Below are 15919 nucleotides of genomic sequence, written 5' to 3' on the forward strand. Positions count from 1 at the left end.
CTAATGAGGTGGCAAGTGCAACACACATTGCATAGGCCAGTTGATCTTCGAAAATCCGTTTAATTAGGGGCATAAAGGTTGGTTATGTGTGTCTGGGATTGTGGTTAATATGTAACAGTCTAAAAATACTAGCATCTTACCAACGATAATAGCTTATAATATATATTCAATATATATCTGAAATCTGGAAGCCTTGATGAACAATAGCAAAAAAGAGCAGGTATCTTATACCAAGCCGTCTCGTGAAGAGATCGTTCGTTCGGTGGCAACGTCAACGGCGGTTGAAACGGGTCAATCTTCCAGTCAAATTGAAGCTTCACTTGAAGCTAAGCGCAAGAAGTTCTCCCATCTCCGTCTGGCTGTTTAGTTATTTCCTAATGCTTTTTTGACCCAAAATTTCATGGGGTCATAGTTCATTGATATACCTGCGTGGATAGCTGAAATATATTCGGCTTTATTCTGCTCCCAGCTTTGGTAATCCAATGGTTTAAATCCCCCTTGAACGGCCATCACATCAGCTAAAAGTCGTGATAAACGACCATTTCCTTCTCTAAATGGATGGATAAGTATCATTTCAACGTGGATTATTGCGATGGCCTCAATGAGCTGTTCTTCATCCATGCCGACACACGGTGTGTAATGGGCAAGGTACTTAGCTTCTAATTCATCCAGGAGTTTTGGGAGTTGAGCAGAAGGCGCAAACATAAAACCGCTTTTGCTGATGTTGACCGTTCTTTCCTGCCCGGCCCATCTATAAAGGTTACCTAACCACCGATGATGCCAGTTTTTAAGCATGGATACCGTGATTTGTTCAAGGGGAAAATGATCTTCAAAGATAAACTGATAGAGCTGTTCTAGTAACACCAGTTCGGCATCATCGATTTCATCAGAATTGGAAATACCTAATTTATTGGCTAAAACCTGTTCGTTCGAGTCTTCCTCATACTGTCCTTCACTGTTGGAAACATGGTATCGACTCATAGAAATGCTCTGTGTTGATGCGGTAATGGGGTTAACGAGAAACATACATAAATTATAACGCTATGTTAGTTATATACAATGTTATAAAAATTAATTAATTACATAAGTGTAGGTTAAACTATAGGTTTTTAATATAAGCTAATAAAAACTGTGAATATTGAGGTCGCTAGTATTACTCATGATGTTTTTCTTTTTAATACATTGAATTTGATATGAATTATCATTTCTGTTGCGCCAATTGTCTATGGCGGATTTTTACTGGAAATCACTCAATTTTATAAAGTCGATATGACGAACGTTATCGATAAAACAGGGTAGATACGGATTCTAAGCGCTGATGGATAAATTTCTCTGCCATTATACTAGCTGACTTAATGGCAAACTGATACTGGTAATCATTGGAGGTCTTACGCAAATTTTGCTTTAAATAGTAAGAGGTAAGAAGAAACAAAAGGCGGATACAGTCAATATTCTGCTCCGCCCTGTGAGGCTCATTAATTAGTTTTTATGGCAACTATTTTATGGCGTGACTACCTGAGTTTTTCAAAGCGTTCAGCAAAATTCTTTGCCGCTTCTACATAAGCACTTTCTTTAACCTCAGTGACCTGATTCAGTTTATTTTGACTGGATTGAAAGGCGACATTAATAAATTCACTTTCGGTATTAGGCGGCGTATACATCACCCACATTCCACTTTTAACATCAACGGTAGCAAAACGGATGCTGTACCGTAAGTATTTGGTTTCTCTTAGAATATCTCCATTATGATAAGGGAGCCAAACAATTTTCGTATTATCTTTGTCCGGTAAACCCTGTTCGAAGCTGCCCCAGTACACCACAATTTTATTTTGTCGCGCTTTAGCTGCGGCTAAACGGAGCGATTTAATATAGTTAGGTTGTGGTAACAGCGCCTGTTCTGCATTTTTCCGCGCGATTGGAGTTTTGGGTTTGGTGGGGGATAGGCCGGAATAGACGGAGATATTGTAATACTTCATCATTTCCTGCTGCATAGCTGCATCCGGGATATTGGCCCCTGATTGAACCAGCACAATAGGTGAGTTTTTTGGAATCAGAAAACTGTCTTTATTGGCCTCTTTTAATGCTTGTTGGATATCATGCTCGGTAATTTCAGTGAGTGGATCGATATCCAATACTTCCTGCTCTGTCAGTTGACTTTTACCGGTAAGATTTGCTGCTCTGGATTTGAATTCGGGCGCTGAAGAGCAACCGCTAATAAGAGTGGCAGAAATAAGAATCAGCGGTAGAAAAATAGCTGAACCCAGACGCTTTACTGATTGCATTATTTTATCCTTTTTATATAAAAACGGTGACATCATTTTGCTAGTTGTTATCCGTGATTAACTCATGGTAATGGCTTAATAAGCCATTGAGCCGTTGTTCGATCTGTTTGGTTTGTGCCGCTGTTGGTGAAGGCTGATCCGCCTGCTGCCGCAATAGCTCTTCAACAGGTGGACTGTCATTTAACTGGCGTTGAATGGCATTTAGTGAAGACTTTAATTGTGCAAGAGATAACGTTCTCCCCTGAGCTTCGGCTTGGTTAATCTGACGGATTAAACCGGTTATCCTTTTTTGTGCCTGACTATATCCATCACTGAGTGGGTTTTCGCTGCGTAAACTGTTCTGATGTTGTTGCCATTCTTGTTTTAGTGCGGCTGCTTTTTTGGAGTCGGGCCACAATTGGGTAATTAGCGTAGACAGATTGTCGGCATAAAAGTGGCTGGCAAGCGGCGATTGATTAGCTAACGAAGTTAACTGTTGTTGGTAAATCGGCAAGTCCGGCTGATAGGCTCGGAGTGGGTTTGCCTGTAGCTCATTGGCATACTGGATGATTTCTTGCCGTGGTATTTGGGCGAAAAATTGCGGATCCATCAAGGGGGATTTTTGTAATTGGCTCAGATGAATCAACGTCAGAAAAGCTGCACTGGCAAGGCAGATTCCCATTAAAAAACCGTGCCATGCTTTAAATCGCGGTATCTGCGTCGGGGCAAATGGTAAATTTATCGATAGCGGTGGCTGTTGAGCATTGATCCTTACCGTTTCAGGTTCGGGCTCCTGTTCCGCTTTGGTCAGCACAATCGTCGGCGGATTATCAACCTTTACCTCTTCAACTGGTTCCGGCTCAGCGGGGAATAAGGCTTTTTTCCTTTGTAACTTAAGCTGGCTGGCGGCTCTTATCTCAAGGGTTTCACGCGTATTATGAATAAATTTATACAGCTCGATTACGCTGGAGTCTTTTTTTAGTTTCAGCTCATTCAACGTATCTGCTATTTGCTTTAACGGTTGTTCCAATTGGATTAGGAGCGGGATATGCGAGGCTTTAAAGGAAAACGTTCGGATATCGTAGCCAACCCGATTATTTAACCAATCCAGCATTTCTATGCGGGAAGTATCGCTTTCCGGCCATAGCTCTTGCCAATGTTCAGCTATCAAGCCAGCGATAAGGCAGCATCCTTCACCAAAACCGGCTAATCCTTCAAGTTTAGTTTTAGCAAAAGTAAAGTAGCTGGCAGTTTGTAAATCAACGCCATTTTTGCGGAATAATTCCTGAGATAAGCTGACGATTAAGGTGAAATCAACATCCGGCGCTGCGGGATGGCTCAGCTTATTAATCTCACTGCGTATTTCAGTAAATTCCAGATAGTTACGAGGATCGCCGCCAATATGGATATCCTTATGCATAAACAAATCTCCAGAGAAGGCCGGAACTTTATCCGGCCAGACAGGATTTAATACAAGGTGTTAGGTAAATTGAACTGACTAAACAGCCCACCGGCGAATGGATTATCCGATTCATCAATAAACACGCGATAAATAATGTAGCCATTATCAATGTCATAACGCACATCAAACGAGTTATTGCTTACATTGGTTAGCTTGCCTGAATTGATCATGCGTAGCAGACCCCAGGCACTGCTATAACTTAGTGTTTTATTGCTTCTGTCTCCGCCAATCAAAGTGAGTTTACTTTCCACATTATCGCGCATGGAGTTTGGCCAGATTAAGCGAACCGGAATACTGCTTGAATGGCGGTATTCAACTAATTGACCATCCAGATTGAGCACGCCGCGGCGGCGATTGCCTGACATATTGATCGGTTGAATTGAGAACTGAATGCCTAATCCATTCTGTTTACTAAAGAAGGTACGGCGGATTTTTTCAGCGATCTCAAGCTGTCTCAAGATGTTTGGATGGATAAGTGACTTACCGTTTTCATTCATACCCAAATCATTATCGATAAACACTTTCAGATTTTGTTGGTAGAAGGCATCCAGCGTACCGCCATAGCCAAAGAAGCGCTCGAACTCGCTAAGAGGCACATCAAGTTTAGCACCAGGGGCAAACGGATAACGGTTAGCCAGCGTTTGACGATATGGCATAACAACCTTGTCATTCCATTCAATCTCCAGCGATTTAATCGCTTCGATCATGATGACATTCCAGGCTTCTGTCGCCAGTTCGCTGACCCAACGTCCCAATGGTTCTGGTAGCGATTTTGAGAGCTGCTGAGCTTCAAAAATAGGATCGCTGTTATTATTGCTTAACCGTAGCTGTACCGCCTGTAGTGCGGACTTCCCTGGCGATGGCGAGTTCTGTATTGCCATCATATAACGATGTAAATCAGTCAGTCTGACGCTAACATTGCCCAATGCACTGATTTGATCTTTATCTTCAATGGTGACGCTATTTTCTTTAGTGAACTGGTGGCTTAAGTAGTTCAGTAAGCGGTAGTCACTGCTTTGGGTTGGGTTACTGGTATTGAGTAGTTTAGATCCTTCCCCTAATACGGAATCTTTAGGGGTGGTGTTCTCTCGCAGTAACTCCATGATTCGTTTAAAAACATATTCACCGCTGGTGATTTGCTCCAACCCGGCAATCACGTCCGGAATATCAGCAAATTTACGGATATGGATGTTGTTATAAGCGTTATGCCAAGTGGTGATATAGTCATTGAGATACAGCGAGGTGATTTGCTTTTGTATCTCTTCACGGTCAGCTTTGCTGTAATGGACGTTCTTGGTAATCTCCAATACCCAACTATCCAGTGAGGTATATTTAATTAAAGAATCATCCTGCAGGACAAAAAAGTTAGTGAGGCCTGACCGCGTCAGGAGTTGAGGCACTTTAAGCAACGCTTCATTATCGGCAGCAAACACCGAGTCAAAGCTGGCCCCCACCTGATTCCGGATATTTAAATCAGTTGGTAAGGCTGATTTAGCCTGTCCATGTAAGCTTTGATAAACCCGGCGATAGATGGATAAACGGCGTAGATCAACCTGAGCATCTTGAATGTTTTGCTCATAAGGCCGATAACTCTCAATGGCCAGTCGGTTTTTCTTCAGGCGCTCAGCTTTCCAATGGATGTTATCTAACGCATAGGAAAGGTGATTTTCCAGTTGGATCTGGACATCATTCTGACCTTTAAATTCTTCACTCCAGCGATCAATCATATAATTCATCACCGCCGTTTTATCACGGCCGGTTTCATCTTCAATCATTCGCATGATGCGCAGGATTCTGAGTTTATTATCACTCCCTTCTTTTTCTTTACTAAGCTGTTGTTCCAGGCCATTCATAATGGATGGAAGAAAGCGCTGTAACAGCAGGTTATAATACGTTGATTCAACATAAGGACCGATTTTATAGCCCTGATATAGTCCCATATCCGACAGCATACCTCGCCGATTATAGTCACCATAGGCAAACGTCGCCTGACTGACCGGATTAAGAAGGGGAAGCTGTAAGGCACCCAGATAATCTTTTTCAGTTGGGAGTTCGATGTTCACATACTGTTTCGCTTTGGCTAAGACTTCCTCACCGGCTTGATGGTTACTGCTATAGAAATATTGCCAACTGGCAATAATGATCACGGCTAATCCGGCTGCACTGGCACTCCAACGATATAAACGATGGCGAACATACTGACGATATTCTTCATTTTTACCCGCTAGCTGTGTCTCTTCAAATAACAGATTGTTCAGTAACTCATGGGTAAAATAGGTATGGGATAATGGGGATTGCCAGCTTGGGTAAACCTGTTCCGGCAAGTTATATTGCGATGCCGCGGATTTGACAAACAGATCCTCCATTTGCCCTTTCTGCATCGAAGAGGTCAAATAGAGACCACGCAGTAAGAATGGCTGGTGTTCTGATGAGAATAATCCTTGGTCAATCAGATCTTCAATATAGTCCTTAAGTCCATTAATCTGGCGGATAAAGGTAAAAAGTTGGCTACGTTGACTAACGTCAACATTGTTGAGCATCATGCCCGGTAAGGCGTTATTGAGCTGATGGATCCACTGTTGCCAGAAATTATTCAGCGATTTTTTCCAGTCACCGTCATCAATTGGGAAGGTGATGCCCAGAATTTCTTCCCGCTGGGCTTTATCCAGTGCTTGGTACATGGCACCAAAACCATACAGCAAGTCGAGTTTTGTCAGCACGATATAGACTGGAAGTTTGGTATGTAAATCTTGAGCGATTTCAGTTAAACGGGATTTCAACGCGGAAATATAGTTTTCCCGCTCTATTTTATTAAAGGTACAGAATTGGTAGAGGTCAACGGTCAGAATAATCCCGTTTAAGGGTTGTGCAGGACGAATCTCAGCCAACCATGACAACGCGTTTCGCCATAACTTTTCATACAGCGTGGGCAGCGCATGATCGGTAGGTTGCTCCAATAAAATCCCATCGGCTTCAATAATAACCGCCTGATCGTTCAGCCAGCAATGAACTCGCTGTTCATTTTCCGGAGCGTAGAGTTCATTCAGTTTACAACCTTCTTTAAGAAAGGTGGTTTTACCGGCACCGCGATTACCAATAACCAGATACCAAGGTAATTGATACTGGTAATCTTTTACCGTTAGCTGCTTTTGTAAATTCACTATCCAGCGATCGAAGTATCGCTGTTGAATGCCAACCTCCAACTGAACCGGATCTTTGACTTCTTGCTTAGCCTGCTTTTGTTGTGAGCGTAATCGGCGGTTAGTGAATTCCAGATGCAGCAGTGCCCATATCATGGCGCTAAGAATCGTTATTAAGGTAATCAGCCAGCGGCGAACGGATGGAGCAAAGGGTTTCATCTCCATAATTTCAAAGTCATCACCATAGCTCCACATCCAAAACATGAAGAACAGCCAGATACCGGCAATGACATACAGTCGGGTTTTTTTAGCCGGTAATTTGGGTGATTTTATTAGCTTCGGTAATCTGGGAAGCTTGGGTAACCGGGGTTTTAGTATAGACGGCAGCTTCATTGATTACTCCTTGTTACCTAATGAGTCTTTTAGTCCGTTACAACTATCAAAGAAAGAGGGTTCCCACTCTTTTGCGGATAGCTGGGCTGCTTTATGAACTAAGTTTTCTAATTGTTGTTTGCCTAACTTATGGCATCCGGCCTGATGTAACAGCTTGATGGTTTGCAGTTGGGTATAACTCCGTGAGCGGGGCTCATCGCCGGTGGTTTGTTCCAGAAACGTTAGCGCTGACTGTAGGCCTTCGCTGTTAAACAGGGATAAAGCCTGAGAAAAATCTTCACTTTGTGATTGGCTATGTTCTTTCTGGTTTAGCCACTTTTGAGTTTGTGGATTCATAAACGGTTCACCGTTAGAGAAACACAGTGATTGGCATTCAGAAAAACGCGCCAGAAAATACTTCAGTTCATTTTTGATGACGTCCGCCGTAGTGGGATGTCCCAGCTTGTTGGCAATGGCGGCGGAGAGATAGTGGCCATCAAACCAGAAAGGAGAATAGGCGATGGTGTTTTCTACCTTGAGCCAGAGTGCCAATGAGGGACGAGACAACTCACGTTCAAATTCACTGATTTTTTCTATCGGTAGTGCCGGTACCGAAGTCACACCATTACTGACGGCGGGTGGTGTGGCAATATTAAACCAGACGGCATGGCGTCTTAACTGAAAGCTGATTGGTGTGGTAAATGAGCGCTCTGCCTCAATTTCGGCAATTTTTAGCAGGGTTTTACTCCAGGCTCGCTCAGATGAGTCATCCAGCATCACATGAGGGAGCGAGGTATGAGGTACCTTGGATTCAGAGGTTGTCTGCGAACCGTTATTTGGGCTTGTTGATGGTGCTGCTGCGGCTACTGTGGTCGGCGTCACTGCCGCTGCCGACGGTAGCTCACTAATGGATGATTTTGAGTAGCTAACAATCAATTTATCCAGTTGTTCACATAGGGCGGTTTGCTCTTGCCACAGCTGTTTTAAACGAACAAATTCGCTGATAGATTGCTCACGCTCTTCGGCAATCGCCGAGTGGCTAAACAGCTCTTTGGCGTTAACAAAACGCTGGATAATCATTTGAGCGATGCGCAGTTTATTTTTCTGCGGGGCAGCAATACTCCAGTAAGCTTCAACATAATCAGCCAGCAGAGCGATAGCCAGCAGAATACTGGCGGGGCGTTCACTGCGCTGTAACGTATTGAGCAGGTGAGTTAATAGCCTGAAATCTTTCGTCTCTTCAGCCAGCAATTTTAAGATTCGATCTTGAACATCGGGGATATTGACCGTTTCATGGCTAATCGTGCCGAGCTTAGCCATTTCGGTGTCAATATATTCCCAGTCCCCATTATCCGATGGGATAGCCTGTTCTAATTGTCTTTGTGGCAGTGGCTTAAGGATTAAGTCACGCCAGGGGTGCTGAGTAATAAATTCCATAATTCGTTTACCATCTACAGGCTTGTCGAAGGGGGGAAATTGCTTTTGATAGCCCGCTAATTTGGAAAGAGATCCCGTTTAATGCTTTGTTTTCTGATTCAATAGTTAATGTTTCAGCATTGAGCAGGCGCTGAATTTCCGAAATACCGGGTAATCCACGGCTGCTTTCCAGCAACAGACCGTTATCGCGAACGAACCAATGACTGCGGAATGTGGTACCGGTATTGGTTTTCAGCGTAATGGTGCTGCTTTTGTCATTTGAGAGCGGATTAAAAAATGCAATTTGCATACGGGTAATGTTGTCCTGACAGCTAAAGATCAATACCGGCCGGGGAGGGCGAATACCCAACGCCGGCGTAGAGATAATGACTTCAGGAGACAGTTCACCGTCCGCCTGCTCAGTAAGAAACTCAGTGGAGTGCTCAGGCCGCTGTTTTTCAAGCAACAGGGCTTTTTGTACTGTATCACTGCGCTTCATAACGGCAGGTTGAGAGACATTCGCCTCGGTTGTTTTGAACAAATTGTCATAACAGGCCAAACGCAACAGTGCCGACGGCTCACTTCGGCATTGAATCAGCGCTTGCTCCAGACCAGACTTATCGGCAATTTGGGGCTCTGCGGACACGCTGACTGACCCGGCCAAAAGTAAAGCTGGTAATAGACGTTGTCGTAGCGCTACCCCGATGTTTAACATACCGGTTCCTCACCTACATAAGAGGTAAACTGGTTGTTGTTAACGCTGAAGCGTACATAGTTAATGGATTCACCCGCGGCCATTTTATTCAGCAGTTGCAGAGACACCGGCGGCAGAAGTTGACCATCAATGATAGATTCCAGCATACGAGCTCCGTTCTCTGCCCGGGTAGCTCTGGCAATAATTTGTTCAGGCACGTCTTCATCGAATACCACTTTGGCATCAAATTTATCCTGAAGCGTTCTTTCCAGTTTCTTTAGTTTTCCTTGAACAATCACGCTTAACACTGCTTTGGAAAGTGGTAGGTAAGGAATAATTTCCATACGCGCCAGCAGCGCTGGTTTAAAGAAGTCAGCTAACTCTTGATAAAGTTGGTCGCCAATCATCTCTGGTCGATCGGCATAGTCAACGATGGTTTGGTAACCTAAGTTAGACGTTAGGAAGAACACCACATTCTTACAGTCAATGATTCGACCTTCTCCATCAGCTAATTCACCTTTATCAAAGGCTTGATAGAACAAGTTGAGGACATCCGGATGGGCTTTTTCTACTTCATCCAGCAGTACCACTGAATAAGGTTTTTGACGAATACTCTCGGTCAGAATACCGCCTTCACCGTAGCCGACATAGCCAGGAGGAGAACCAATTAGGCGAGATACGGTATGCTTTTCCTGATATTCAGACATGTTAATGGTCGTCAGATACTGTCTGCCACCAAACATCAGCTCAGAAATTTGAATAACGGATTCTGTTTTACCAACGCCACTCGGGCCAACTAACAAGAATGCGCCCAATGGTCTACCCGCTCGGCGAAGATCGGCGCGAGCGGTTAATAAATGTTTATGCAGATTCTCAATGGCCAGATCCTGACCTTTAATTTCGCTGCTGAGATATTTCGGTAGTTCGGTGACAATGGATAGTTCATTTTGCGAAATGCGGTTAAGCGGTACACCAGTCCATTCAGCAATAACGGAAGAGATCTGTTTTTTATCCACGTGTGGCGATACTAACAGCTCTTCTTTTTGTAGTTCATTGAGCTCCAGCGTTAACGAGGTGAGCTCACCCAGTAGAATCGGCTCTTGTGATTTAGCATCATTGATGCTGTCATCCTGTGTATCTGCTTCACTTCCTCCAGTGACTACCGGAGTTGAAGGAGAGAGTAACAGCGCTCGCAGTTCAATAATGCGGTGAACCAATGCTTGCTGTTTTTGCCAGAGAATATTGATGTTATCCAGTTGTTCCTGACTGTCATCACACAGTTGTTTGAGACCAATGATGCGTGCTGAGTTATCTTTCAGCCCCAAACGATGTTCTCTCTCCAGCAGTTCAATCTCTTCGTTAAGCTGATGCAGGCTATTTTCCAGCACCGAAACCTGACGTGGCGGAGAAGTTAAATTGATGGAGATACGAGCACAGGCGGTATCCAATACATCAATAGCTTTATCGGGCAGTTGGCGACCTGAAATATAGCGATCGCTGAGATAGGCGGCAGCCTGTAATGCATCATCATCAATTAATACCCCGTGAGATTCTTCATAGATTTCACGGAGTCCCCGCATGATAATGACCGCTTCGTCAGCAGAAGGCTCGCCAACTTTAACTAATTGGAAGCGGCGAGAAAGGGCGGCGTCTTTCTCAAAGTATTTTTTGTATTCGCTCCAGGTCGTTGCTGCGATAGTTTTCAGTTCACCACGGGCTAACGCAGGTTTCAACAGGTTCGAAACGTCTAATCCTCCTTGCTGATTACCAGCACCGATGAGCGTATGGGCTTCATCAATAAACAGGATAATCGGAATAGGAGAATGACTGACTTCAGACATAATACCTTTGAAGCGTTTTTCAAATTCACCTTTTACTGAAGCCCCTGCCTGTAGCGAACCTAAATCCAACGACATAATTTGTGTACCCAATAAACGTTCTGGTACACGGTCTTTGGCAATTCTTATGGCTAATCCTTCTATCAGGGCACTTTTACCGACGCCAGCGTCGCCGACTACGATCGGATTGTTTTTTCTGCGGCGGGAGAGAATATCTACCATCAGGTCGATCTCTTTATCACGGCCTAATACCGGATCAAGTTTTCCATCAATCGCCTGTTGCGTCATGTTGGTGGCGTATTTATCGAGTAAGGTCGCATTGTGGGCAGAAGCTGCGCCGCCAACCTTTCTGTCGGATGAATGGGGCGTAACGCTTTCGGCAGAACCACTGGTCCACTGATGGAATTCAGACTGTAACAAGTCTTTATTGATCGACGTCAGCAACTGGGCGACTGGTTTTGAAACATAGCGGTTTGGACTATGCAGAATAGTCAGCAAAATGACGCCGGTTCTGAGGTTGGTTTCTTTTAATTCAGCGCTACTGAGTAACAGTGAATCTTGTAATAGTTCGACCAACAGTGGGGAAAAACTCGGGGTCGTTTGCCCATTTTGCGCATTATCAATCGGTGTTTGTTCTAATAAGCCACACAGAACTTCGGTATCGATATTGGCTTTAGATAATATTTGTCGAATATCACATAGCGGCGTTTCCAGGCTTTGTAACAGGAAATGCGAAACCGTAATCTCTGCACTTTGCGAGTTGACACAGATGGCGGCAGCACTTTCAAAAATATGACGACTGACCGGGTTTAGCTGTTGAAGTAATTTTGGAAGTTCAATACGAATCATGGCTAATCCCTTTATTTAAGTAGCATATTAAGTTGTTCTAATATGCTGATACTTTGTGAGTTGAGTTTGGATAAATAGAGCGAGTAGGCTAAAACCAGCACGCCAACGGTAACGATAACAATATGCTTTGTCGTCAATTGCTTAGGTAGAAAATAGCGAGCTGGTTTTTTAACGCCAAGGTGCAGACGAGTAGACGTCGGCTCGCCGTTTAGCGATAACAGTAAGCTTTGTAGGCGGCGGAATAATTTTTCAAACTCGTCGTTATTGGCATTCTGAACTTTATAGCGTCCTCTGAATCCAAGGCCAAAACACAGGTAAATAAATTCCAGCATATCTTTGTAGCGTTTAGGCTCATTCATCAGTCGTTCGGTAATCTGAAATACTCGCTCGCCGCCCCAGCCTTCATTGTGAAAGTGAATAAGTAATGACTTCTGGCTCCAAAACTTGGCCAGAGAAGAGTCAGCGCTCATCACACATTCATCAATAAAGGTGCACAGGACATAGCGAAAGGTCACAATCGATCCTGGCTCATAACCTTCCATTTCCAGAAACTGCTCGATACTTTCAATATCGGTTTGAATCTGACGGTATAAATAATCCGGTTCAGGGATATCCACTGATAGATCCTGCATACGCAGAATCATGCCTAACAGAGGGGTTGCCGCATCAATAATGGGATTGATATTGCGACCCCGAAGGGTTAATGAGTATTGTTCCAGCCTATTTAGATAACGGCTGGACTGATCGGCTCCGTGCCATAGTGATTGTTCACTCATTACTTACTCCTCACCGCCCAGAACTGCAGGTCAAGCTCAGGGAAGTTACCTGCAACATGGAAGGCAATGCTGTTTGCTTTGACAATTTCTTGCCATTCAGCAGACTGGTTATCCAGTTGGAAATAGATATAGCCAGCATGGAATGGTAACTGAGGTGGTGCTGCAGACAGTGGCGTCAGAGGAATACCTGGTAATTGAACCCTGACCAGATGCTCGACTTTGGTTGGTGTGGATATCTTAGTTTGCTGAACAAACAGGCGAATTAATTGATCCTGCGGTAGTTGAGCCTTAACCGCCAGAACAAAGTTAGCGGTTTTCAGCAGATCAATATCGTTAATCACACCGGTATATGCATTGTTGCGATCGACCAGTGGAATCGGTACCGCTCTCGGGGTTAGAACAATACTTAACGCCTGACGGGTTTTCAGCACTAAATCACTGAATGTCCGCGTTAGATCATCATGATTATACAGTTGGAAATCCTGCGCGGTTTTCGATTCAGAAGTGAACGTCATTAACTCTGAGCAGGTTTTGGTTAACATTAAATACAACGTTTCCGGGTGCACAATTTGTGTGTGCGCCAGATGCCGATAAATAGGTTTCGTTGAATTCAGCAGCTGTAACATCAGGAATTCGGCGATACCAGAAATACCTTGTTGCGTTGGTGAACCAATTTTTTCCGACAGTTGTTTAGCGCGTTCAGCAACCAGATTGGCTACTTCTTCCATAAAGGTTTGTAAGTGGGAGGCCACCTGTACTTTGGAAACGGTAGGAATAAAATCTTCATCCAGCATCAGTGTGCCATCGGCTCGCACTTCTTTGATGCGGCATAATGGCAAGATAGTATAAGCGCTTAAATTATCGGAACCTCTAATAAGCCGCGGCGATAGTCGGGCAATATTGACCTGAACATAGTTACCGTTTTGGCTATGTAAATCTCTAATTTGATGAGGATGATTTTTAAAACGCGATATCTCAGACAAATTGTCTGAGTCATGATGCAGTTCAGTAATCACATCACTGATGATGGGGAGAGCCAGATAAACATCACGGCTTTCAGTGCTCGGAATTTGCTTTATTTCAATCGGTTGAGGCGGAATATCCTCAAAAGGAATATCAAATAATGTTCCGTCAGGCATCACTCCAGCGGCATCAGTGATACTGATACGGCCCAACTTAAGCATTTCGTGGTCGATAGAAAGGCGACTGAATCCATAAGAATAGTTGACTGCGGCATCGACTCGACCGTGAATTAAATAATCAATATGCCTTTGTTGCTGTTGTAAATGCTGTGGCGCGATGGAAAGTCCTTCACGCCAGATTACGCGATTCTTATTTGCCATTTTATTCCCTTAAGATTTCTTTATTTCGACTTCGCCAGCGCGCAAGTGAATAAGGATTTTGTATTTTTTTCCTACCCCATCGATATCAACGATATCTAACCAATAGATCAGTCCCGAATCTGAGCCTGCATAGTGGGCAATAACCGCCAGATATTGAGTTTTAGACTCAATTTTTATCGGTTTTAGGGGTTTAAACTGCCCCGGCTCTAGCGTGTAGTCCTGATGGTCGACATAGTTTTTACCCAATATTTTGTCTAACGGTTCCGTTGCAATCTGGTAGTAGTCAGTGCTGAGCAGTTTCGAGTCGTCTTCTAAATAGATCACCTGAATATCGGTCGGGGAAGCTTCTCCCTCCAGATTCTGGTTAATGTCACTGTCCGCCAGTAATGAGAACTCGATTTCCGTCGGATTTTGGTCCGGATAACCAACCGGGACATCTGGATCCTGAATGACGGTATAAACCTTTTTAGACACTTCACAGCCTGATAGCATCAGACTAATGAAAACCAATATAACGACCCAGATACGGCTCATAGCGGATCCTTTCCATCAACCTCTTGTTGAAGTTGGCGAATGTGTCGGTCATAGGATTGCTCATAAATTTCCCAAAACAGTTTTTCAAATCCTTGCTGACGGTTAGAGGTCAGTTCGTCAAAGTAACTGCTGTACATTTCCCACGCCCAGGAACCATCTGGAGTACTTTTTTCACTTGCACGGCGATAGCGTAGGAAGCGGGTAATTAATGCCTGTGGAGAGAAGGCCTGAAGTAGTGCCGCGAGTGCTTCGGAGATAGCCCGTTGGTTTGCCGTATGATGAAGGCGAATTTGACTGAGGCTTTCTGCAAAAGCGGATGGTGCAGATAAATGCACCGGACATTTTTCAGTGGAATATAATAATTTCAGCATTTCGTCATAGCTGAGATTAAGGTGTAGAGGGTTATCTTCAATCGGTCTTAAATGTTTATCCGACGAATAGAGATTAGCGGCATGTAGCGAGCTTAATCCTTCAACCACGGATTTGATGCTATGACCAATTTCTTCTAGTAAATCGTAAGCTTCTTTACTGTCTTTTAGGTTAATGGAGTGCTGTAATCCCTGAAATAACGGGTTAATGGCTAAGTGATTGAGGTCATTATCCAGAGGCGTAAAATCGTTATTTGACTGGCCTTCTAACCGAATAGATTGTTCGAGCACATTTTGTGTGGTGACCACAGGAGGAACCTTATTAATAGTGAACTGGGTGGTAGGTTGTGCAGCATCCAGAACTTTCATTGGATCAAGCGGTAGTGACGACAGCACGGGAGTTTGCTGTAGTTCAGTCAATGAATATTCTTCAACGGAATCCACTTTTTTTGACAAAATTTCATTAATTGGGTCGTGATGATTGGAAATAATATTTTCAGGTCGGATCGATAGAGGATCCTGATACAACGTGCCATTTGGATTGACCTGAACTTTGATTTTAAAATCGGAGAGCTTCATGATGTCACCATGCTGCAAACGCACCGGTTTGGCTTTGGCAAATAGATCAACATCGTTCAGATAGAGCCCCGGCGCATAAGCACTGATGCAGAAGTGAGAATCAACCATATCAACTTTGGCATGCAGTGGTTCAATCTGGCCTCGTTGATTTTGAATTGACCAGAAATTATCAGCATTGCTGCCTATTGTTGCACCTTCCTGATCTATCAATGTATTTCCATGTTTTCCACTGGCAAGACATTCATGATTGAGTATCTGGAGTGTCAGCGTGTTTGAATTATTCATTA

At 43.9% G+C, this 15919-nt stretch carries 12 protein-coding genes; 1 reads left to right on the forward strand and 11 read right to left on the reverse strand.

Features of this window, described 5'->3' with window-relative positions; genetic code table 11:
* Nucleotides 1–196: 196 nt before the first annotated feature.
* A complete protein-coding gene (locus BMZ28_RS17460; protein WP_164720438.1) occupies nt 197–367 on the forward strand; it encodes a hypothetical protein in 171 nt (56 codons plus the stop codon).
* On the opposite strand, the gene BMZ28_RS03190 is transcribed toward BMZ28_RS17460, so the two are convergent.
* From BMZ28_RS03190 to tagH, 11 genes are all read right to left on the reverse strand, one after another.
* Complete coding sequence (locus tag BMZ28_RS03190; RefSeq protein ID WP_047780356.1) at nt 364–981, reverse strand: Fic/DOC family protein; 618 nt, start codon at nt 979–981, stop codon at nt 364–366. The genes BMZ28_RS17460 and BMZ28_RS03190 overlap by 4 nt on opposite strands.
* A 530-nt stretch (nt 982–1511) precedes the next feature.
* The gene (locus BMZ28_RS03195; protein ID WP_047780357.1) at nt 1512–2282 is read right to left on the reverse strand and encodes a lipoprotein YafT; all 771 of its coding nucleotides are present in this window, start codon (nt 2280–2282) and stop codon (nt 1512–1514) included.
* 40 nt (nt 2283–2322) lie between these two features.
* Nucleotides 2323–3681, reverse strand: a complete 1359-nt coding sequence (locus tag BMZ28_RS03200) for a VasL domain-containing protein (protein WP_074820670.1) — start codon at nt 3679–3681, stop codon at nt 2323–2325.
* Between the two features lie 47 nt (nt 3682–3728).
* Nucleotides 3729–7256: a type VI secretion system membrane subunit TssM gene (gene tssM / locus BMZ28_RS03205; RefSeq protein ID WP_074820671.1), complete on the reverse strand. Its 3528-nt coding sequence runs from the start codon at nt 7254–7256 to the stop codon at nt 3729–3731.
* Nucleotides 7257–7259: 3 nt separating this feature from the next.
* Nucleotides 7260–8672 (reverse strand): type VI secretion system protein TssA, encoded by a 1413-nt coding sequence (tssA, locus tag BMZ28_RS03210; RefSeq protein ID WP_047780360.1) that lies wholly within the window; start codon nt 8670–8672, stop codon nt 7260–7262.
* A gap of 7 nt (nt 8673–8679) precedes the next feature.
* On the reverse strand, nt 8680–9366 hold the full coding sequence (gene vasI / locus BMZ28_RS03215) for a type VI secretion system-associated protein VasI (RefSeq protein ID WP_047780361.1): 687 nt from the start codon (nt 9364–9366) through the stop codon (nt 8680–8682).
* Nucleotides 9360–12032 (reverse strand): type VI secretion system ATPase TssH, encoded by a 2673-nt coding sequence (gene tssH, locus BMZ28_RS03220; protein WP_074820673.1) that lies wholly within the window; start codon nt 12030–12032, stop codon nt 9360–9362. Before tssH ends, vasI begins: the two co-directional genes overlap by 7 nt.
* An 11-nt stretch (nt 12033–12043) precedes the next feature.
* Complete coding sequence (gene icmH, locus BMZ28_RS03225; protein WP_047780363.1) at nt 12044–12808, reverse strand: type IVB secretion system protein IcmH/DotU; 765 nt, start codon at nt 12806–12808, stop codon at nt 12044–12046.
* A complete protein-coding gene (tssK, locus tag BMZ28_RS03230) occupies nt 12808–14151 on the reverse strand; it encodes a type VI secretion system baseplate subunit TssK (RefSeq protein ID WP_047780364.1) in 1344 nt (447 codons plus the stop codon). Before tssK ends, icmH begins: the two co-directional genes overlap by 1 nt.
* A 9-nt stretch (nt 14152–14160) precedes the next feature.
* Nucleotides 14161–14685: a type VI secretion system lipoprotein TssJ gene (gene tssJ / locus BMZ28_RS03235; protein WP_047780365.1), complete on the reverse strand. Its 525-nt coding sequence runs from the start codon at nt 14683–14685 to the stop codon at nt 14161–14163.
* Nucleotides 14682–15917: a type VI secretion system-associated FHA domain protein TagH gene (gene tagH, locus BMZ28_RS03240; protein ID WP_053007539.1), complete on the reverse strand. Its 1236-nt coding sequence runs from the start codon at nt 15915–15917 to the stop codon at nt 14682–14684. The genes tssJ and tagH overlap by 4 nt, the downstream gene beginning before the upstream one ends.
* Nucleotides 15918–15919: the final 2 nt, after the last annotated feature.

Origin of the sequence: Pragia fontium DSM 5563 = ATCC 49100 (genome assembly GCF_900112475.1) — a bacterium.
Lineage (GTDB): Bacteria > Pseudomonadota > Gammaproteobacteria > Enterobacterales > Enterobacteriaceae > Pragia > Pragia fontium.